This window comes from Odoribacter splanchnicus DSM 20712 (assembly GCF_000190535.1).
GTDB classification, from domain to species: Bacteria; Bacteroidota; Bacteroidia; order Bacteroidales; family Marinifilaceae; genus Odoribacter; species Odoribacter splanchnicus.
In genome coordinates this window covers 568,690-591,350 of the sequence record NC_015160.1, presented here as the reverse complement: position 1 = coordinate 591,350, position 22,661 = coordinate 568,690, and the positions used below count along the sequence as shown (strand labels likewise).

Annotated in this window: 14 protein-coding genes; 10 read left to right on the top strand and 4 right to left on the bottom strand. The window is 44.5% G+C overall.

What is annotated here, in order from left to right; all coding sequences use genetic code 11:
* Window positions 1-951 precede the first annotated feature (951 nt).
* The 10 genes from ODOSP_RS02435 (at window position 952) to ODOSP_RS02390 (ending at window position 14,335) form a co-directional block, all read left to right on the top strand.
* Entirely contained in the window at window positions 952-1,512 is a 561-nt protein-coding gene (locus ODOSP_RS02435; protein ID WP_013610825.1) for an RNA polymerase sigma-70 factor, read from the top strand.
* A gap of 65 nt (window positions 1,513-1,577) precedes the next feature.
* Window positions 1,578-2,657: a FecR family protein gene (locus ODOSP_RS02430; protein WP_013610824.1), complete on the top strand. Its 1,080-nt coding sequence runs from the start codon at window positions 1,578-1,580 to the stop codon at window positions 2,655-2,657.
* A 111-nt stretch (window positions 2,658-2,768) separates the two neighbouring features.
* Window positions 2,769-6,131, top strand: coding sequence for a SusC/RagA family TonB-linked outer membrane protein (locus ODOSP_RS02425; protein WP_013610823.1), 3,363 nt, complete (start codon window positions 2,769-2,771; stop codon window positions 6,129-6,131).
* 10 nt (window positions 6,132-6,141) lie between these two features.
* Window positions 6,142-7,596 (top strand): RagB/SusD family nutrient uptake outer membrane protein, encoded by a 1,455-nt coding sequence (locus tag ODOSP_RS02420; protein ID WP_013610822.1) that lies wholly within the window; start codon window positions 6,142-6,144, stop codon window positions 7,594-7,596.
* Between the two features lie 19 nt (window positions 7,597-7,615).
* Window positions 7,616-8,380 (top strand): DUF4843 domain-containing protein, encoded by a 765-nt coding sequence (locus ODOSP_RS02415; protein WP_013610821.1) that lies wholly within the window; start codon window positions 7,616-7,618, stop codon window positions 8,378-8,380.
* Between the two features lie 11 nt (window positions 8,381-8,391).
* Window positions 8,392-9,957 carry a PKD-like family lipoprotein gene (locus ODOSP_RS02410; RefSeq protein WP_013610820.1) on the top strand — a complete coding sequence of 522 codons (1,566 nt, stop codon included), beginning with the start codon at window positions 8,392-8,394 and terminating at the stop codon, window positions 9,955-9,957.
* A 51-nt stretch (window positions 9,958-10,008) separates the two neighbouring features.
* The gene (locus ODOSP_RS02405) at window positions 10,009-11,370 is read left to right on the top strand and encodes a hypothetical protein (RefSeq protein WP_013610819.1); all 1,362 of its coding nucleotides are present in this window, start codon (window positions 10,009-10,011) and stop codon (window positions 11,368-11,370) included.
* A 145-nt stretch (window positions 11,371-11,515) separates the two neighbouring features.
* Window positions 11,516-12,643 (top strand): TlpA disulfide reductase family protein, encoded by a 1,128-nt coding sequence (locus tag ODOSP_RS02400; protein ID WP_013610818.1) that lies wholly within the window; start codon window positions 11,516-11,518, stop codon window positions 12,641-12,643.
* Between the two features lie 16 nt (window positions 12,644-12,659).
* Window positions 12,660-14,006, top strand: a complete 1,347-nt coding sequence (locus ODOSP_RS02395; protein WP_013610817.1) for a TlpA family protein disulfide reductase — start codon at window positions 12,660-12,662, stop codon at window positions 14,004-14,006.
* Window positions 14,007-14,158: 152 nt separating this feature from the next.
* The gene (locus tag ODOSP_RS02390; protein WP_013610816.1) at window positions 14,159-14,335 is read left to right on the top strand and encodes a (2Fe-2S)-binding protein; all 177 of its coding nucleotides are present in this window, start codon (window positions 14,159-14,161) and stop codon (window positions 14,333-14,335) included.
* An 83-nt stretch (window positions 14,336-14,418) separates the two neighbouring features.
* Here ODOSP_RS02390 and ODOSP_RS02385 read toward each other — a convergent pair whose 3' ends face one another.
* From ODOSP_RS02385 to ODOSP_RS02370, 4 genes are all read right to left on the bottom strand, one after another.
* Window positions 14,419-15,147: a LytR/AlgR family response regulator transcription factor gene (locus tag ODOSP_RS02385; RefSeq protein WP_013610815.1), complete on the bottom strand. Its 729-nt coding sequence runs from the start codon at window positions 15,145-15,147 to the stop codon at window positions 14,419-14,421.
* A gap of 152 nt (window positions 15,148-15,299) precedes the next feature.
* Window positions 15,300-16,658 (bottom strand): RagB/SusD family nutrient uptake outer membrane protein, encoded by a 1,359-nt coding sequence (locus tag ODOSP_RS02380; RefSeq protein ID WP_013610814.1) that lies wholly within the window; start codon window positions 16,656-16,658, stop codon window positions 15,300-15,302.
* Between the two features lie 16 nt (window positions 16,659-16,674).
* Complete coding sequence (locus ODOSP_RS02375) at window positions 16,675-19,986, bottom strand: SusC/RagA family TonB-linked outer membrane protein (protein WP_013610813.1); 3,312 nt, start codon at window positions 19,984-19,986, stop codon at window positions 16,675-16,677.
* A gap of 26 nt (window positions 19,987-20,012) precedes the next feature.
* Complete coding sequence (locus tag ODOSP_RS02370; RefSeq protein ID WP_013610812.1) at window positions 20,013-22,589, bottom strand: zinc-dependent metalloprotease; 2,577 nt, start codon at window positions 22,587-22,589, stop codon at window positions 20,013-20,015.
* Window positions 22,590-22,661 lie beyond the last annotated feature (72 nt).

The window sequence follows — 22,661 nt, the reverse complement described above, 5'->3', positions numbered from 1 at the left end:
TATTTGATAATATTCCCTCAATTAAAGAGAATGGCAAACAGTGTATAAGATGGCACTTGAAAGATAATATTGTTGCAATTATAAGGTTTCTTGTTCAGAATGTTGCGAAGGAAGTTGTTTTTTAATACTTTCTCGCTTTAATCTAAATTTTTCCGTGTAATGGAATGCAGTTGGCACATTTTATAGACTCTACACGCAAAGTGCTCTGTGATGAAACGATAAAACGTACCGTAAACCGTTCTCGGACCTGCCGGACAAATTGGGCAAGACTAACGGGTTTCTTTTCGAATATCATGCAGCCTCGTTGTTTTCCTCTATCGTCTGTTAAACCGGCACTTCCGATTCTCTGACCGGGAACAGACTACCAGCATACTGTTGGACGGATTGCAAGAATAGGTATGGTAGATTCGCTTCTTGAATTTGTGTCAAAAATATGAAAGTCATACCATTAAAAATGAAAACGGGTCCAATATAACTCTACGACCTCATTTTGCCGCCTTGGCCAATTCACAATTGTCACGGATATCACTGATTATTTCACTTATGTTCCTATCTCCGTCCATATTCGTCTACTCCTGAGTTTATTATAAATTATACGAAGATACGGAAATATTCCATTTTTACAACAGCAGTGGCATCTCCCGTCAGCCCCGATATCATCTATATCCGCATCCTCATAAAAAGATATGATTGAATATATCCTGACATTTTTAGAAAATTGCTTTAAATTTGTCGCATTTATGCGAACGAATGATAAGGCATAAAGTTTGCTGATACAGATATCAATATAAATCCGTTTATTGAACGGGAAAAATAATTTATAAAAAAAATGTCACACATTGAAAATAAGCAAATAATATAAATTCGCCCCCCAAAATAATGAACACGAAAAAACGATATCCATAAACGAACGTTTAATAATATAGAATTACACACGGCAGTACATCGATCATGATAGAAAAAGGTAGTCATACGACCGAGTCAGATCAATCCCTATTGGACGCATTGATCAAAGGAGAGGAAACCGCTTTCGAGAAAATATATAAAAGCTATTTCGCTCTTCTTCAAAACTATTCTGCCTCTATCGTCGGTGATTCGGAAGCGGCTTTGGAGATTATTCAAAATATTTTCGTTGCCTTATGGGAAAACCGGAAAAATCTCGACCGGGAAAAATCTCTGCGCAATTACCTGCTTCGCAGCACGCACAACAATTCCCTGCGTTACCTCAAAACCCGGTTTCTCCACCTACAACATCAAGAAAACCTTAAAAGAAAAAAAAGCGAAGAGGAACAAGAAAACGTGATCCGGGCGGAAGAAGGACCCGAACCCGAACAACAATTATCCGCTTTACTGAATGAATTACCGGAAAGAAGCCGCCAGGTAATGATCATGAGTCACATTGAGAACAGGAAAAGTGCCGATATTGCCCGAAAATTAGGCATTTCCGTCCGGACAGTAGAAACCATCCTCTACCAGGCAATGAAAAAACTTCGGGGAAAAATAAAAAAATAGTATTTTCGAATACGTAGTTTCGGGCAGTCAGGTATTATATTAATGTCGATCAGGTTATAGCGTGCATGAAAACAGATACAGAGAAATATTTGAACCGCCCCATCGGGGAAAATGAAGATGAGTTGCTGGATGAGATCTGGAACTCTCTCCGGGCAAAGGAGTGCGGGGAACATATACTGGACAGAAATTACCAGGACGTAAAAAGCAGGATCCGCCGGAGAAGAAATACCCGCCGGATGTATTGGATTTCCAGCGGTGTTGCCGCGGCTTGTGTGTTCGTGTCCCTGTTTCTGGTGTTCCGTCCCACTGCCCTGCAAGAGGTTACGGTATACACCCAACTCGGTCACATGGGCATATCCGTTTGCAACGAACAGGTGCAACTACTCGTCGGGGATTCCGCCGTTTCGAACCTGGGAGGCGACGCCAAGATAAATATAGACAAACATTCGAATGTCGCACTGCAATCCGCCGACGGGAAAAAGATTATGCTGCAAAAGGCAAAAATATTGAAAATATATGTTCCTTCGGGTAAGCATTTCAACCTTGAATTAGCCGACGGGACACGTATCGTACTAAACGCCGACACCTGGTTCGAATACCCATCGACGTTCGACTCCCAACCGGAACGCAGGGTAAAAATCAAGGGAGAGGGATTCTTTGAAGTGAAAAGCGATACAACGAAACCTTTCTACGTGGAGATTCCCAACAGCGAATCTATCCGGGTACTCGGCACCTGTTTCAACGTATCGGCTTATGAAGACAACACGGAAAACGTGACTACGCTACTCTCCGGTAAAATAGCTTATCACGTTCCGGAGAACAACCGAACGGTGACTTTATCGCCGAACGAGCAAATCCGCGTGGACAAAGAAACGAATAAAATGGAAAAATACGAGGTAGATGCCGCAGAATATTCCATGTGGAAAGAGGGCGTGATCTATTTCAACAACGAGAAATTAAGTGTATTGGCTAAAAAATTGTCCAGAATGTATGGTATCGATATTCAGGTATCGGAAGAACACCGCGATTCCCGTTTTTCGGGAATGATCCGGCACGAACGGGGAATTGATTACATCACCAAGCTGTTAACAACGACAAGTAACATCGAATGTATTATTGAAAACGGGGTTATTTATCTGAAGTAAAATCCCCTCCATATCAATTACAAAACTTCATTGGAAAATGAAGTTCGGGGCTTTGTATGCTCAAATATAAAGAATAGTAATAAAATAAATATTCATTAATACAAGATCAATATGAAAGAAGACAGATCATTCAGCCGGAACCGGACGGTTCTCCGGGACAAACTCCGGAAGAAAATCGTCCTGCCACTGTTCTTGCTACAAATGCTTTGTAGTTTTACGCAGGTAAGTTATGCCCAGGAGGTACAACTAAATTTAAAGCTGGAAAATTCCACTTTACTGGACGCTTTGAAAAAGATAGGAACAGCCACCGGAACGGAATTTTTTTATAATGCCGGGCAAATCGGTACTTCTGACAAACGAATCACGAGGGAGTTCAGAAATACGCCATTGAGATCAGCACTGGAATACGTTTTGAACGGAACTCCTTTCACATTTAAAATCGAGGATAAAACGATTATTATCACCCAACGTCCGGCAGAACCACAAAAAACTGAAATGAAAATCATCGAATTGAAAGGGATTGTGGTGGATAGTCATACGAAAGAACCGTTACCGGGAGTAACTGTTATGATCGAAGGAACAACGCAGGGAACTGCCACCGACGTTAACGGACAATTCACATTCCCCCTCGGTCCGGCAGAGTATAACATTATCTTTTCGTACATCGGTTACGAGCGTCTGGTAAAAAAGTTCAACAGAAATAATGTCTCCGATTTTCAGAAAATTACACTTGTTCCTGTTATCGAAGAGATGGATGAAGTAGTCGTCACGGGTATCTTCACCCGTAAAAAGGAAAGTTTCACGGGATCATCGACTACATTCAAAGCAGAGGAATTGAAAGCCGTGGGAGCGTCGAATCTGGTTCAAAGTCTGCGCACACTCGACCCTTCATTCAAAATCGTGGAAAACAACCAATTCGGTTCCGACCCGAACCGCATGCCCGATATCGAAATCCGGGGCAAGAGCAGTGTTATGGGATTGAAAGAAGAGTATGGGACCGACCCCAATCAACCTTTGTTTATCCTTGACGGTTTCGAAACGACATTAGAAACCATCATGGACCTGAACATGAACCGGGTGGCATCGGTCACCTTGTTAAAAGACGCAGCCTCAACCGCCATTTATGGTTCGAAAGCAGCTAACGGCGTGGTGGTTATCGAAACAAAGGCCCCGGAGGGGGGACGCCTGCAATTCTCCTATAAGGGAGATTTCAGCGTGACGATGGCAGACCTTTCGGATTACAACTTAATGAATGCCCGTGAAAAATTGCAATTCGAGACACTCGCCGGTGTATACACGGACAAATCCAACAGTGCCATCAACCAGGTACGCCTGGATAGTTTACGGAATGCCCGTTTAAAAGGAATCGAAGAAGGGATCGACACCTATTGGTTAAGCGTACCGCTACGCACCGGGTTCACGCATAAGCACAATCTATATGCCGAAGGGGGTGAAGAAAACATCCGTTACGGTATAGGGCTCAGTTACGGTAACGTGCAGGGAGTAATGAAAGGTTCCGACCGCCAGACCATCAGCGGAAATATAGATCTGATCTATCGTTCCGGCAAGTTCCAGTTCAGTAATAAATTGACTGTAGACTATATGGAAACGAACGATCCGTCCGTAAGCTTCTCCGAATATGCACAAGCCAACCCTTATTACAAAAAATATAACGAAGACGGGGGTATCGACAAATACCTATACTATTACTCGGGAGATGGTTACGAGGAAAAAGTGGCCAATCCCCTGTGGAACGCCAGTCTGAATAATTATGACAAAAGCGACGAAACCGGATTTACCAACAATTTCATCATCGAATGGTTCGCCACCGACGATTTACGTGCAAGAGGGAAATTCGGCATAACGAAAACCAGCAGTTCGGCAGAAGAACGCCTCTCACCCGAACACAGTGACTTTGACGATGAAGAGGAAATGAAAAAAGGAAGCTATACGCACACCGCCAGTAAATCCACCAGCTACGAGGGAGATATTGCTGTTACTTACGGACGTCTGTTCGGAGGGAAACACATGATAAACGCTGTGGGCGGTTTCAATTTCAGCCTGTCGAAAGAAACAAGCAACGGTTATAAAGCGATCGGCTTCACGGAAGATGCTTTCGGGAGTCCTTCCTTTGCCAATGGTTATCCCGAAAACGGGAAATCGTCCTACTCGGAAAGCGAAACACGTGCCGCCAGTTTTTATCTAAACGGCGGATACGCTTACGACAACCGTTATTTACTCGATTTCAACTACCGTAGTGACGGTGCATCCATGTTCGGCACGAACAACCGTTTCCGCAATACCTGGTCGGTAGGTATCGGCTGGAACCTACACAACGAAGCATTTTTTCATGCGAAAGATTGGTTTCAGCTATTGAAACTACGCGCTTCGGTCGGAAATCCGGGGAACCAGAACTTTTCGGCATACCAGGCATTCACGACCTACACGTTCAACACGGATATGACAAACATTTTCGGTTCGGGACTGGTGATCAACGCGCTGGGCAACAAAGACCTGGCATGGCAAGAAACGATTAATTGGAATGCCGGAGCAGATATCACAACCTGGAACAACCGCCTGAACATCACGTTCGACTGGTATAAGAAAATTACCGACCCGTTATTGGCCCTGATTACCACACCAGGTTCCATGGGGGTGAAAAGCGTGGCTATGAATGCCGGACAGCAAAAGACAACCGGAATAGAAGTGACTCTGAAAGTCTCCCCCATTTACAGACCGCAAGAAAGAATTAACTGGAATATCAGCCTTAACGGGACACACGCCAAAGCACGGTACGCCAAAATCGGCAACGCTTTCAGCTCCCTGAACGAAGAGCAGAAAGCCTCATTGGCCGGGACAACGCGTTATTATGACGGCGGAAGCCCCACAGCCATCTGGGCGGTACGTTCTGCCGGTATCGATCCAGCCACGGGAAAAGAACTTTTTATCAAAAAAGACGGTTCCTATTCCTTCACTTATGACACAGACGACGAGGTCGTTCTGGGAGATACGGAACCCAAACTGGAAGGAGTGATCGGTACCACACTATACTATAAGGGATTATCCGTAGGATGTTACTTTCGCTACACCCTGGGAGCCCAAATATTCAATGAATCGGTTTTCGAAAAAGTAGAAAACATCAGCAGTGACGAAGTTTACAACAACCAGGACAAAAGAGCCTTGTACAACCGTTGGTCGGCGACTAACCGTGAAGCCCAATACAAAGGCATCTCATTGACCCAGACAACCGACAAGTCATCGCGCTTCGTGATGGATGAAAACACCATAAGCGGGGAGTCATTCAATATCGGTTATGAATTCACCCAACCTTTCGTGAAAAGAATGGGACTATCCGTTTTGAACATTCAGGCCATCATGAACGACCTGTTCCGTTGTTCATCCGTGAAAAGCGAACGAGGGATCGATTACCCTTTTGCCCGCACGGTTTCTTTCTCATTATCGGCAACTTTTTAAAGCAAATGTTATGAACATGAATATACAACGACTGATCGGACTGTACTGCCTGGCATTTTTACTGGCAGGATGCAGCAATTGGCTGGATGTCCAACCCTACGACCAGATCTCAGAGGATGAACTGGTGAAATCGGAAGAGGGATTCCAGAAAGCACTAAACGGCATTTATATCGGACTGAATGACGAGGCCCTGTACGGAAAATCCCTGACAGTAGAAATGATCGAAATCATGGGAGGCGCCTACGAAATCGGCAACGAAAGCCTGGTATGGGGGAATTACACGGACTTAAAAGATTATAATTACAACACCGAATACTGGCGTAGCTGTATGAGTTCCACCTGGGACAAGGCATACGCTCTGATTCTAAACTGCAATAAATTACTGGAAAATATGAAATCCCGCGAAGAATTATTCACGGGAAACAACTATAACATAATCCAAGGCGAAGCCCTGGCACTGAGAGCGATGCTGCATTTCGATATGCTACGCCTGTTCGGTCCCGTATATTCGAGAAACCCGGAGGCAACCAGTATCCCCTACTACACGTCGGAGGTATTGTCCCCCGAACCTTTGCTGCCCGCATCGGAAGTGATGACAAAAATCATACAAGATTTGCAGGAAGCACGTATCCTCCTAAACGAAGATCCCGTGAAAACGGAAGGAGGATTGTCAAGCGGGAATGCAGGCGAAAGTTCGAATTTCTTATGTTACCGGGCACTACGGTTAAACTACTATGCCGTAACAGGCCTGCTGGCCCGTGTATGCCTGTACGCCGGACAACGGGAAAATGCATTCAATTATTCCACTGAAGTGATAAAAGCTTCCAATAACGGCATATTTCCTTTCGTAGACAGAAGCCTGGTGAACGGAACTGCCCAGGATCCGGACCGTATTTTCTCGCCAGAAGTTCTGTTCGCCCTCTCTGACAGCCAACGAGGAGAATTGTTCGAAGAATATTTCGACCCATCGTTAGCCCCCAACATGGTATTCCGCATGGAAACCGATTTACTGGAACAAACTATTTACGGTGGAACCGGAACCGGCGGAAATCTGGACGACTACCGTTGCCGTTCCAATTGGATTTCCTCGGGAAGCGCACGCTATTTCTACAAATATTCGGACATGACGGAATCGGGACGGATAGAAAATACCATGATCCCCTTGCTACGGCTGGGCGAAATGTACCTGATCGCCGCAGAAAGCCAATCCAACAGCCTGGCTAACGGAGTATCATACATAAACACGTTGCGTAAAAACCGGGGAGTAAGCAATTTACAGACCCTGACCACCACCCTTCTGCAATATGAATACATCCGCGAAGTTTATGGCGAAGGACAATTATTCTTCATGTACAAACGGATGTACTCATCGATTATCCGGTCGAATTCGGCAACGAACAACCCGGCTCCGTCAAATGCAGTATTCGTGGTGCCTTTGCCCGACACTGAAACAGAAAACAGATAACCAAGTAATCACAACAGCAATGAAGAAAAACATAATCAGGAAAGTATACTGGGGAATGACGGTATTGTTCGGACTGGCAGGATGTAACGAAGAGAAACCGGCTACTTTCGACCAAATCAACGGAATATATTTCAACAACCGTTTGTTAAACAATACGATCGTTGACAGTACCAACGTGACATTCGTTTATACCAGTGCCGACACGATGACTGTCACGGTAAAAGTCCAGGCATTGGGACGCCCCGTGGCATACGCCCGCCCGATAGACATCAGTGTAGCAGGAGGCAATGCCATAGAAGGAACCGACTATGAACTGGTCTCTGTCGCAGAAATGCCGGCAGAGGCAGTAAACCTCGATTATAACGTGCAACTGAACCGTACGGCGGTACTGAAACAAGAAAACCGGGAGATTGTGCTGGAACTGAAAGCCAACGAGCACTTTATCCTGCCTTTCGAGTATCAGGTGCAAAGTGGAAATGACACGACAACCGTGATTCGTTACCGCATCATCTTCTCCGACCGTTTCACGGTTGCCCCGGAAAGTTGGGATGAAGACTTCGGGGGAGAATTCTCCCAGCAAAAGTTCGAATTAATATGCCGGGTACTGGAAATAGACCCCGCCGAATTTAATACGGCAGGCGGTATTTCACTGGCAAGATGGCAGTTTATCTATATAGAAATGTGCGACTACGTGGCCACCCAAACAGAAAAGAAAGCAGCGGGAGAAGAATACGACGAAGAGGCTTTCGACCCGACAACCGGAGAACCATTGTTTAAATATTAATATATGCAACCATGCGAAAAGGATTATTATACACGGCCTGCTGGATTTTCTTACTGATATCCTGTGCCGAAGATTTGGGGAATTACGATTACCGGGAACTCTCCTCCCCGGTGGTGACCGGCATTGATGAGAAAATACCCGTACGAAAATTCGAACGTTTACAGTTGACACCGCAAATTGAAGGTGAACAATTCACGGAAGAAGATTACCAGTTCGAGTGGAAAGTGATTCCGCAGGCAGACGCCGTTACAGCTACCGTGATCGGAAATGAACGCATTTTGGATTATGAAGTGGTATTGGCGGAAGGGACATACACGCTATATTTCACGATAACCAACCGTACAAGCGGTTTGTTCTGGCAACAGACTTACGAACTGGAAGTCACCCAAACCACTTCCGAGGGCTGGATGGTGTTGTGCTCCGACAACGGTCGGACACGACTGGACATGATATCCATGGTCACGGGAGAAACTTACAGGGACTTATTATCCAGCCAGGATATGCCGGAATTAAACGGCCCACGGCGTATCCAGCAACTGGAAGACCTCGCCGAAACCGGATCGCCTTTCTACTTGCTGACGGATGACGGAGCAACCCGCTTGAGCAGTGACGGTTTTGCCTGGACGGAAGAATACAATATACGTTACGAGATGGGGAACGGACAAGCAGTAAGCCCACATGAAATAATACCCACGGTCAATGCCAAAATGATGGTTGCCGGGACGGATTTCCACTATGCGAGCAATATGGGTGAGATTCTCGGACTTTTCAGTTCTCCCATAAACAAAGATTTCCGGGTAGCCCCCATGGCAGGCAGCAATGTTGCAGGCAACATGATCCTCGCTCCCCTGGTGATGATATACGATATCGACAACAAACGCTTCATGGGATACGGACAAACTTTAGCTTCCTCAGACCTGAACAATCAGGAACCTTTGCGGGAGATGAATGAAATGGCAGAACTGATGGAAGACATGCAAGCGACGACGGGAGGAGTTACGGGTTCGGCATTTGATGAATTTCCCACCGGACTAGACTACGTGTACATGGAGAACACCCGATATGACCCGGGTAGCGGGCAAATGGCAGTAACCTATACAGTACTGGCAGACGGCGACAAACGCTACCTTTACGGCATCCAGCTAGGCGACATAGTCCCTCAATCGTGGAGTAGTTGTCCTAACGCGCTTGGGAAGGCTTATTATGGCGACTTGTCGGAATGTACCGATATAACAAAGGTGACAGACCTCTTCGCTTTCAGTTCACTGAAAAACTGTATGTACTATGCCGTGGGCGGTACCCTCTACCAGGTAGACCTTTCCACGAAACCGTTGCAGGCAAAAGTGCAGTTTACATTACCGGGAGGAGAGGAAATCACCCGCCTGAAATTCAATCTATTCCGCAAAAATACCAGTGACTCCCGTTCGTACAATCTGATCATCGGAAGCCTACGGGGTGAGGAAGGTATCCTCCGGATATATAACGACACGGAAATGAGCGGAGATTTTTCAGGAGTGGAACCGGAAGTCTACGACGGTTTTGCCCGTATTGTCGACGTAACCTATAGAGAATGGTAAGTTTTAAGTGTTCAATTTATCTATATTATTAATTTCTAAAATCTAAATGTTATGAAAAAAATTCGGATAATGATGCTTATGATATGCAGCATTTGCGCATTCACGGCTTGTTCGGATGATGATGATCCGACACCACAAAACCCTGTATCAAACGTGAGAATACCCGCTACAGCTGAAATCGGTACGGAAATTATCGTATCCGGTACCGGATTCGCTTCAACAGCACAGTTCACCTTCAAAGGCACAGCCTCATCTGCCGATGTAAGTCAACTAACCATTGTTTCCACCGGTGTGACAATGACCGTGCCGATGAGCTTAACACCAGGACAATATACGTTGGTACTAAAACAAGACGGCGAATGGGAATTGGGAAGCATTGAATTAACAGCGGCTTCACTCCCAATCATCGGATTAGAAATACCCGAAGCAGGATTTACCGGCCAAATAATAAATATTGGCGGTAACGGATACAACGAAACGTCAAAAGTATACGCAGAAACCGGGAATGGCACCCGAACTGAATTGACTGTAACAGACTACCAGAGCGGATTGATTTGTACTTTACCCACAGACCTCAGTGCCGGAACTTACCGTCTTATCCTTGCCCAGGATGGAGGGGAATGGACATTAACCGAAGAGTTCGAAATTGTAAAATACAAACGATTGGTCAAGATCGGCTGGGTAAATGATTTCAGTCAAATAATGGCAGATTATATCACAGAATCTACATTCGAAATTTCCTATGCAGCCAACAGTCCACAAAGTTTCAAGTACGCTAATGTCCTTTACGAACATGAGATGAACTATGATGTACAAACAAACAATGACCAAATTATTTTATCTATCAGTAATCCGGATCCTGACTGGGAATTAGAAGGATATGTAAGACAGGTTACTCTGAGTGTAACCGATGATTTAGCACAATCAAATGCTACAATTTTCTATAATCTTTGGAATACAAAGGACGTAAACATGAGTGCTGACTGGACATATGCAGACCGGTATATGAAATCCTATGAAGGCAAAGGAGGTCTTAACAATTTAGAATATACTTTTGATGCCGGCAATTTAGTCGATGTCAGCGGAACATCATTCGAATACGACCAAACACAAAAATACACTCGTCCAGGAATGGACATTGCAGCCCTTTTCTTACAACTTTCAAACATAGACTATACTCAAGATTGGGGATGGATGTACGCTGCATTCACAGGGTTGATCGGAGAAAAATCGGCAGGAATTCCCGTAAAAATGTCGGTAGTAGATCCGGAGACGGAAGAAACAACGACCCACGAGTTAAACTACACGTATGATGAAGATAATTACGTTACAAGCGTATCTTATGAATCTTCATATTACGGAATGGGTATGGTTACTTTCCGGATCGATTTCACATACGAAGAGGTACAATAATACCACATAGAGGGTGTGTCAAAATGCGTGTTTCGATAAATTATATAGTTGCAATTTATTGATAATCAATATTGAGAAGCCACTAAAAATACGAAAATTTGCATTTTGACACACCCTCTTTAAAAACAGCAAATCGATTTTAAAGATGAAATACATTCTATTTATCGCACTCATTCTATCCGTCGTCAGTTGTACGGAACACGACGGATATACCCTCACCGGACATGTCCCCGAAGCATGGGAAGGGAAACCCGTTTTTCTGGCACTGGATGATACCAATCAACCTCATTTCATCGACAGTACGAAAATATCGGGGGGTAAATTCAGGTTTCTGGGTAAATTCGATGTGCCGCGTTATTGCACGGTCAGCATCTACCTTGATCCCAATGACCGGCTGACCCGCAGTAAAATTGTAAACTTCTCGTTATTTATCGACAATGCAGCGATAGAAGCCACTTGCGACTATTCCAGCAAATATCCCGTGTTTCAGATCTCCGGAAGCGGGACTCAAACTGAATATCAAAACTACCTGAACGAGATACAACCCATGGAGGACGACCGGAGCAAAACGTTCCGCGCTTACGGGGAAGCTTATTACAATTCGAAAGATTTAGCCAAAGCGATTGATCTGGCCAAACTCGTCACCCAAAAAAGACTAGCCCTCAGAGAGACTCAAATCAACTACCTTAAAGCACATCCCGAATCTGCCATCAGCGTTAAAATCGCACAAGAACTCTCCGACAAGAATTCCGACCTTTCTTTGAAAGAAATCGAAGGATTATTCACCTGCCTATCCCCCGAAATGCAAAATTCGGAAATGGGCCAGGCTCTTCGGGCAACGATCCAGGGCAAACAGGTATTTATCGGAGGATCTTTCATCGACATGGAACTCACGGCAGCGGACGGAAGTAAAAAGAAAATATCGGATTTTGTGAAACCCGGGACCACTACATTAATTGAATTCTGGGCATCATGGTGTAGTCCCTGCCGCGGGGAGATACCTCACATGCGTAACACGTACAATACCTACCATCCCAAAGGGTTAAATATCGTGAGTATCTCCATTGACAGTGATCCGAAGAATTGGCATCAGGCTTTGGAAGAGGAAAAGATGCCTTGGGAACAGCTTATCGATAATACCAAAGCGGCTTTCCGGGCTTATAACCTGAGCGGAGTTCCTTCCTCTATCCTTGTAAACGACAAGGGAAAAATCATTAATGTAAACGCAAGAGGCGGATGGCTGGATGCTGCCATGCAGGAAATTTATGATTAATCATATACACTTTAAAATGAGAAACTTTATATTTATTATTTTACTCTCGGTCGTTTGCTCTTGTTCACAGCAAAACAACGACGATATCGTCGTAGACTTCAACGTGCAAAACATGACCTATTCCAAAATTGCCATTGTTGTCAGCCCGGAAATGATCAAGGAAACGGATCTGGATAAACACGGAAAAGCCAGCTGTACATTACAGGGGAATATGATATACGCCCGTCTGTTTTATGGCGAGGAAGCCAAAAATGTTTTTTTCCAGAAAGGCGATCGTGTCACAATTTCTTTTGATGCCAACAATTTTAAGGACAGCATGAAATTCGAAGGAAAAAACACTCCGGTAATAGAATACCTCAATTCTATCACTTACAACCCGATAATCCCCCCCGAATACGAGCGCTCACTAAAGGAGATTGTCAGTCTTGTCAACGAGAAGACAGACGAGGCAGCCAATTTATTGAAAGCCCGGAAACTGGAAGCGGTAAATCCCGAATTTGCAAAACTGGAGGAGGGACGAATCAAGTATTCATATCTGATCAGTTTGGTTATGTATCCCATGGGACATATCATGTTCGACACAACTTATCGCCCGAATGAGGAATATTATTCAACATTGGAAAAATACGTACAGGAAGACGAAAGTCTGATTGACCTTGACATTTACAGGGAATTTATTATAGAGGCTGCTCTTGTGCTTGGAAGCAAGGATAAAGAAATCTCCGGCATCTACAATAAAAATGTTGCCCGGATGAAATATATCGCCCAACATTTCAAAAATGACAAGCTAAAACAATCTCTTCTGAACGAGATTGCCATCAGACAGATAAAGAACGGTATTAACCATATCACCGAACTGGAAAATATTTACAATACTTACGTGACTGACCCGACTCTACGGACTGCCTATAAAACAGAGTATGACAAACGGAACATTGCCGTTACCGGCAAACTTTCCCCGGACTTCCAGGCCAAGGACATTAACGGTAAAACTTACTCCTTGAAGGATTTCAAAGGGAAATATCTGTATATCGACATGTGGGCGACCTGGTGCGGTCCCTGTAAAAGAGAAATGCCCTATTTGATAGAACTGGAAAAGAAAATGGAAGGGAAAAACATCACCTTCCTCGGTCTTTCCACCGACGAGGATAAGGCAGCATGGGAAGAAACAGTCAAATCGGGAGAACTCTCCGGCGTTCAACTTTTGCTTGGGCGAGGGAGTCAATTCCAACGGGATTATAATATCGACGGTATCCCTCATTTCATTCTTATTGACCCGGATGGCAAGATTATCAACCCCAAAGCAGTCCGCCCTTCTTCACCAGACGCCGAAAAGATTTTAAATGCTCTTCCTGATATTTAAACGGGATGGAACTGCTTCAATATAATTCAAATCTATATCCTCATAAAAAGATATGATTGAATATATTCTGCCATTTTTAGAAAATTACTTTAAATTTACCGCATTCATTCAAACGAATGAAAAGTAATATGAATCAATAAAATGGAAAGACTATGAGTGAAATTATTTGCCACTGCTTTGAAGTAAGCAGAGAAGAAATTGAAAATGCAATTCGTGAAAAAGGATTAAAAACCGTCGAAGAAGTAGGCGAAGCGACGAACGCAGGAACCGGTTGTGGCGGTTGCCAGGAACAGATACAGGAGATTCTGGACGAAATCAATGGGAAATAATCTCCCTTCCAGCAATAACAAAAAGATCCCGGATGAAAATTCATTATCCGGGATCTTTTTGTTATTGTGTCGCTGAATAACTTTTAGCGGTTCAACCAGTCCCGGAACTCGCGAATGCGGTCGGCACTGACGATAGCTTCTATATTTTCAGGAGGCAAAGGAGATAAACCGATTTTTATGCGGTTGTTGGAATAACGGATCATTTCTTTGATAGCAGAAAAGCTCACTATAAACTTCCGGTTGATCCGAAAAAAGATTTGGGGATCCAGGCGTTCTTCGAGTGCAGCCATCGTCTGATCGAGGATATACCCTCCCCCTTCATGGGTATATAACATCAGGTATTTTCCATCGGCCATAAAATAAGCGACTTCTGCCACCGGTACGGATTTGATCTTCGTTCCGATCTGCACCAAAAAGCGCTCCTGAAATCGGACCGTCCGGGGTGCTTTCTTTTCTTTTGCAAACCAATTCCGCACTTTTTCCAACGCCCGCAGTATTTCCTCTTCGTCAAAAGGTTTCAGGATGTAATCTATTCCCTGGCTCTTGAAAGCCTGCAAAGCATATTCATCATAAGCGGTAATAAAAATGACAGGAGCTTTGATCTCTACTTGTCCGAAAATATCGAAACTACGTCCATCTCCCAAATGAACATCGCTGAAAATCAAATCTACCTGATTTTCTTTCAGCCATTGTACACTTCCCCGTACAGAATCCTGACGGGCAACGATTTCTATTTCCGGTGCCAACTTTTTCAGAATACTTTCCAATTCACGGGCAGCCAAAGCTTCATCTTCAATAATAATTGCAGTCATATTGAAATATAGGATCGCCCGAAAATACGAAAAAAGGACTTGCCTGCCAAATCAAAGTTTTTTATTTTATAAAAAAAACGGTAACAACCGTATTTCTTTACCATTTTTACTGTTGTTACCGTTTTATCCGTTGTTACCGTTTCAACTCAACCCTAATTATTCAATTCCGGATTATTCTGAATCGCTTCTTTCGGATAAGGAATAATATACTTGGGATCGTCCTGCCGGATCGTAACCGTAAGCGAATTCCAATCGGCATCCATATAGTTTTTTATAACCTCCGGGCGGGTTGTTCTACGAAGATCGAACCAGCGATGTCCTTCGAATACCAGTTCCCGGGCCCTTTCCTCCATGATATCGGCCAACAATTGTTCCTGATTCATGGTTTCGATCTCTGCTTTCCGTTCGTTATAATAACTTTCAGCCAGACGCTTCTGAAGCAAGGTCAACAGATATTCTTTGGCTGCCGGCAGTTGTCCTTCGCGGTGAGCAGCAGCTTCGGCAGCAATCAGCCAAAGCTCTGCACTCCGGAAAGTGACCTTCTCATTCTTATTCCCTCCTTTATTACAATACCAGGTTCCGTATTTATCGACCAAATAATTTCCCAGCCGGGCATCTACATATTCATCTCCCTCTTTTATCTGATTAAATTTTCCGCTGATATTATCCAATACGTACATATCTTCTTTCATTACGGTACTGGATACCGTTTCCAAAGCAAGTATCGCTTCTTTCGACGTATAAGTCCAAGGTTGGGCTTCGGTAGTCGTCAGATCCTCCAGCGGACAAGCCGCCAGCAGACTTTCGGCTGTCTCCTGAGCCTGTTTCCAATCCTGATGATAAAGATATACCCTGGCCTGGAAGGCTTTCAGCGCTTTCTTCGAAAACCGGTACAGATAAGCACCCGTCTGTTGCTCCACCTGCATATATTTCTCCGCTTCCTGCAAATCGGCGAACACCTGTTCATATACCTTTTCCACAGTAGTAGGTATAAACGACTGTCCGATATCGATCTTTAAAGAAAGCGGAACGGCTTTATCTGTTGCCGCAGTAGCCGGATCATACCATTTGGCATACAGATTGATTAAATCGAAGTGAACAAAAGCCCGGAGACAATAGGCTTCAGCCAGCAATTGCTCGCGGGAATCCGTCGTGACATCCGCCCTGGCCTCCATCACTCCTTCGATAACCGTATTGGCATAAAAAATCATATTATACATAGCCGTCCAGGGATAAGTCTCGGTTAAAGGATCCGGATTCTCATCGTTCAAAGTGGCCAAGTCAATGTAATTATCGTAAGACAACCCATACAAATCCGGAAATACTTCATCGGAACGTACCATCAGATAGCGGCGGTATTGGGGATAGGTACTATAAGCCGTAGTCAGAAGGGCCCGATATTCCGAAACTTCATCCGGAATCACCTTTCCGACAGGATCGACATCGACATAATTACATCCTCCCATTCCCAGTGAAAAGACAGCGATCAATAGGATATATATTCGTTTCATATTTTTATATTTAGAGTTAAAATGTCAAATCGATTCCACAAGAAAAGGTCTTCGCCAACGGCTGGGTATAAATATTCCCATAGGTTTCCGGATCGAAATAACCTTTATAGCTACTACCGAACACAAAAGGATTACGGGCTTCAAAGCTGATGCGTGCAGAGGAAAAACCGATATGTCCTAAAAGCCGCTCGGGAAAAGTATATCCTAAACGTATACTATTGATGCGCATATAACTCATCTTCTTGAACCAGTAGTCGTATTTCCGGTAAGAATTACCGGGATCGAGCATACCGAGCCACTGATAAGCCCAATTCTCCTCCCCTTCGGTATAAGTACCCATGATACGGGGATATTTACCGGAGGTATTATCCGGAGACCAAATCTGTGACATCCGGCGGGAATAATTCTGTCCCGGTGAAGTCTGTACCGGATTATAGAAAGGTTGTTCCTGCACGGTCTGATCCAACACAAAAGAAGCCGATACGGTCAAATCGAAATTCTTGTAATAAAACCGATTGATCCAGCCACCGGTAAATTTCGGTTCGGTCGTACCTTCGTAGGTAAATAAATTACGATATTCTTCTGCACTCAGGTTACTTTTCAGGAAAGGAATCAGGCCTCCCATCATATAACCGTATTCCAGACCGAAAAAGTCATTGAAAGAAACCTTTTCCCCCTGTTTATTATAAAACATCTGCAATCCATTTTCATCCAGCCCTGCGGTCTTCAGCGAAAATACAGCACCGACAGAATAGCCTTCGCGTGAAGGTTCATAGGAATTATCCCTGACATTGAGCCGATTGATCTTACTCTTATTATGCGCCAGATTAAAATCCATCACCCACCGGAAATCCTTTGTTTTCACATTTACTGTAGACAGAGATAATTCGTATCCCCGGTTGGTCAATTTCGCCCAGTTCATGGTCGAATAATCGAAACCGTTCTCTCCCGGCAAGCTCCTCATACCGATCAAATCATCACTCACCCGTCTGTAAACATCGGCTGTAAACGCGATCCGGTTACCGAGCACCGCCACATCGAGTCCCCCGTTCCAGTTGGTGGTTTTTTCCCAACGCAAATATTGGTTAGGGGGAGACGATACGATAATATTGGACTCGGAATTGTCCGGTAAAACCTGGGTATTGTCCCATTCCCCGACAACCAATGGAGAGGTATCTTTATCGACATTTCCCTGGACCCCATAGGAAGCTCTCAGTTTCAGATCGGACAACCAGTCGGCATCGCTCAAAAATGCCTCCCGGTTGATATTCCAGGCACCGGAAACAGCCCATAAAGGCAAGTATTTGTACTTCCGGTCTACTCCGAACATATTGGAACCGTCATACCGTAAACTTCCGAAGAAAGTGTAACGGTTATTATAAGTATACGAACCGGTCATGTAGACAGAAAGGAAACGGTCCTCCGTGAACGATTTACTATACTGTTTAAATTCGGCATTATCTATCTGGGTACTTCCTTCAGGAAATACCAAAGGCTTCGTAGTCAACGAATTCGGATCATAACCGAATCCACGGGTCATCAGGTCTGTCACCTTGCTGCGACGTAATTCTATACCGGCCATATAATTGACAGCATGTACTTCTCCGAACACCTGATTGAACTCACCTTGCAATTTCCAATGATATTGATTCATATCTTTGGTAGAATTCTGTATAATTCCTCCGTCGGGCAAAAAATAACTACCATCGTTCCCTCTTGTTTTTTCGCGATATTTACGAACATAATAAGTTTCTTTAGCCGCCACCTTTTCTGTCGCAGAATGATCCAGCTGCATAGAAAACTGAGTTTGTAGTTTTAGCCAGTCGGTCAGCCTGTAATCTAAAGTAAACAAAGGCTTTATAGAGCGATTTTTCAGCGTATAATCCGTATTGTCCACCTCTTCCAGGTAATTGAATTTCACATAACGGCCACTATATCCTTCGATATCAGGGTCATAAATATAATCTCCTTTTTCATCGGTCAGCTGCAAGTAAGGATTGGCATTACGTGAATAATTGGCGGGATTGATAAAAGCATCCCCATCCGTCAGGTAACCGTTTTTCTTACTGTCGTTCAAAAAAAGAGAAACGCCGGCCTTCAGGTTTTTAGCCAGATCGAAATCGGTTTTCAAAGTCAGGTTGTAGCGTTCGAAACCGGTTTTACGGGTCGTCCCCTGCTCATTGTAATATCCGCCAGAAAAATAATAAGTCGCCTTATCCGATCCTCCTGAAATGCTCAGGTTATACTGTTGGTTGACTGCATTCCGGTAGATCACATCCCCCCAATCGGTAGTTTGTCCGCGCAAAGCATCGATAGCCCCCTGTGCCTCGGAAGAAATACCGTTGAACCCATTTTCCCTCAAAGCATCCAATTGCCCGTATTTTGACAGCAGACGGGACACTTCACCATAGTCGCTCCGGTAATCCAGATCGGAACGGGAAGCCAATCCCAACTCGAAGTCCACTTTCTCAGACGAATTCATCAGATTCAGTTTGCCCAAATCAGGTTTCAATGTATAGAATACCCCACCGGAAAAATTCACCCGTAGTTTTCCCTGCCGGCCCTTTTTCGTCGTAATCACAATCACCCCGTTAGCGGCCTTAGCTCCATAAATAGCTGTAGCTGCCGCATCTTTCAATATAGTGATGCTCTCGATATCTGCGGGATTGACCCCGCCGATCGAAGTATTCTGCAGTTCATCGATATTATCCTTATCTCCAAAATCCTTGGGTATATCGTTTCCTTCCAGGATCATACCGTCGAGTACCCACAACGGATCGGTACTCCCCGACAGAGAAACCGTACTCCGGATCCGCATTTTAGCGGGAGCTCCGGGCGCACCGTTCGTCGGTGTCGACATCAAACCGGCCACCTGTCCTTCCAGCATCTGATCGATACTGGCCACTCCGATACTTTTAATATCGTCTGCCTGTACAGTAGTAATAGCCGAAGTAACTTTCCGCTTTTCTATCTGCTGATATCCCGTAACGACCACTTCATCCAACTGACTCACTTCTTCCTTCAGGCGGAAAGTAAATTCGGTCTTTCCCGATATATCCGCTTTTAAAGCCTCGTATCCGATAAAACTCACCACCACATAACGAATCGAAGCAGGCAAGGTCAATTCGAATTTTCCGCTTACATCCGTCACTGTCCCCGCAGGATTATATTCTTTAGCTTCAGGAGCATCCGGATCGATAAAAACCGTAGCACCGGGGAGAGGTTCACCGCTCGCAGCCTCGAGCACTCGCCCGGTAATCTTCCGCATATCCTGTGCCCACACCACCACAGGCAGGCACAATGTTATTAAGATCAATAGTTTACGCATTTATATTTATTATTTAGGTTTGTATGTTATCTTATATTCAAAGCCTCTTTAATCCGCACAACCAAATCTTCATAATGTTGCCGGGTTTCCGCATTTCCTGCATTCCGGTTTCTTTCTGCCAATTTTAATACCTGTAACATAACTCCTCTCTTCACCGATACAGCCTCGGAAACCCGTCCCATAGAAGAATATTGCATATTGCTAAGCCGGGTTTCAGGCTGTTCGGGGAGCGTGAAAGCAGCTTCCCGGGCTGCAAAACCACAACAATAACCGGTATGCAAAGCTTTTTTGGTCGTTTTTTCCACCGCTTTATTGGAACTGACAATGATAGCATCGATAAAATTCTTTTGGGTCATCCTTTCATACAAAGACAAATTACGTCCCTGTAAGGATCCCTTGAAAACCACCTGGTATAAATCGGCAAACATTTCTTCGGGTGTATACACATTTTTCTTTCCCTTCATCGCTTCGGCCTCGTACATCCGCATCAGCCGATCGTCTTTCAATAAATCATAAAAACAGGCATACTGTAATTCCCGGGCAGTATTATAAGGTGAATATTCTACTTCCTGGGGGGAAATACGAACGGGAAAACTCTTCTTCCAGACATCGGCAGCAAACAACCATTCAGGAACGGTAAATACTTCTTCGGATAAATATTTCACCGCTTCTTTCTGCCGTTCTTTCTCTACCGGTACATAGCGTTCCAGATCATCTCCCATCACCGGATTGTTGATATAGAAACCTCCGACATTCGCAGTTACATGTCCGGCATACATTTTCCATTGATTGATCACTGCCATCAATAATTTTCCCGCTTCCAGATAACCTCGTCCTTCTGCTTCGGTCCATGCTACAATATTCGGCACAATCCGTTTCAGATTTTGTATACCGTAGCGATTAGCCTTGATCACATCGTCACCGAGGTCCTCATCCTGAGAACGGGGATCGATCGGATCTTTAGGGTCCTGTTGTTCGCCGTACCAATACATCCTGTCTCCGGAATGTTTCGTAATCCATTGATTGAGTACAGGTAATTCTTCGTGCGGATCCTTTACATCCAGCCAACGATAAGCCCAATTTATCGCAAATTTATCATATACCCCGATCACCGGCGTAATTCGTTCTACCTCATCTTCGGGTTGGGCCACGTAATTAAAACGGGCATAATCCATGATCGAACTAGCCGTCCCGCCCATCCTTGCTGTGAAGGTCTTCGAGCGCAACGAATCTACCGGAAAAGACGAAGAAGCTCCCATATTATGTTTCAATCCGAACGTATGTCCCACTTCATGGGAAGATACAAAACGGATAGCACTCGCCATATAAGCATCGTCGAAAGTATTCGCTCTGGCCCGGGGATCGATAGGCCCGGTCTGTACCCGCATCCAGGTATGTAACATTGTCATCACATTATGCCACCAAACGACATCGGCTTCGATAATCTCTCCCGAACGGGGATCGACCACAGAAGGTCCCATGGCATTCGCTTGCTGCGAGGCCGCATAGGTAATCACCGAATAACGCGCATCGTCGATATCGAAATCAGGATCATCGGTCGGAGCATCCTTCGCTACAACCGCATTTTTAAAACCGGCAGCTTCAAAAGCTTCCTGCCAATCAAAAACACCGGCTTTAATCTCCTCCCTCCATTGAGCGGGAGTTGCCGGGTCGATATAAAATACAATCGGTTTGGCCGGTTCTACCAACTCGCCCCGTTTGTATTTCTCTATATCCTCCGGTTTCGGTTCCAGCCGCCAGCGATGTACAAAATCACGGGTTTCCACCGCCTGTTGTTTGTCATTGAAATAAATGTGAGGAGTCGTAAAAAATCCGACTCTCCGGTCTGCAAAACGCGGAGTCATCGGCACCTTCGGCAACAATACGATATTCGTTGTCGTTTCGACTGTCAAGGGTACCGACTCGGTACCTTCCGTAATCTGGGTTGTCAGAAAAGCTTTTACTACAATATTCTGAGGAAAAGCTTTCATACCTCCGATCCGGGACAATTCTTTTTTCACAGAAGCTCCCAAAGAAATACTATTGTATAAATCGTTAAAGCTCTTCTCACTTCCGTCGAAAACTTTATTCACCTTGATCAAGACGGCAGAAGAATCGGACTTGAAGGCTTCTATCGGAAACTGTTCGATCACAGCTTCACGATAGTTGTCCTTCACCGAAAGGGCTATAGCATCCCCCTCGGGCACACTGACACGGGGATTCCACGTTGTCACCCACACTTTATTAAGCACTGTATCTTTATGAAAACGGATCAGCTTATCTTCGTAAGCCATCCCTTTATTTAAACCGGCATCGTTCAATTGATAAGGTACACCGGAAACTTTATTGACAATCAGGAGATCACGGTTCATCAACGAATCGTCGATCTCGAAATACCAATCCTTCTCTACCTGATGAATACGAAACATACCTTCCCGCGTCTTTGCCTTCTTCACCAACTCATCGTATTTACTTTCAGAAGTTACGACCGAATCATTTTTTACGGATTTTCTTTTATGCCATCCCCAGGCATAAGCATCGGAGACTGTTCCGGTAAAACAGAGTGCGAATAACGCTACAATTAAATTTGTTCTGGTTTTCATCATATAGTTTATTCAATATTCATCGATATTTATGCAGTTTACAATATTATCGGGATTTTTTATAAAATGAAA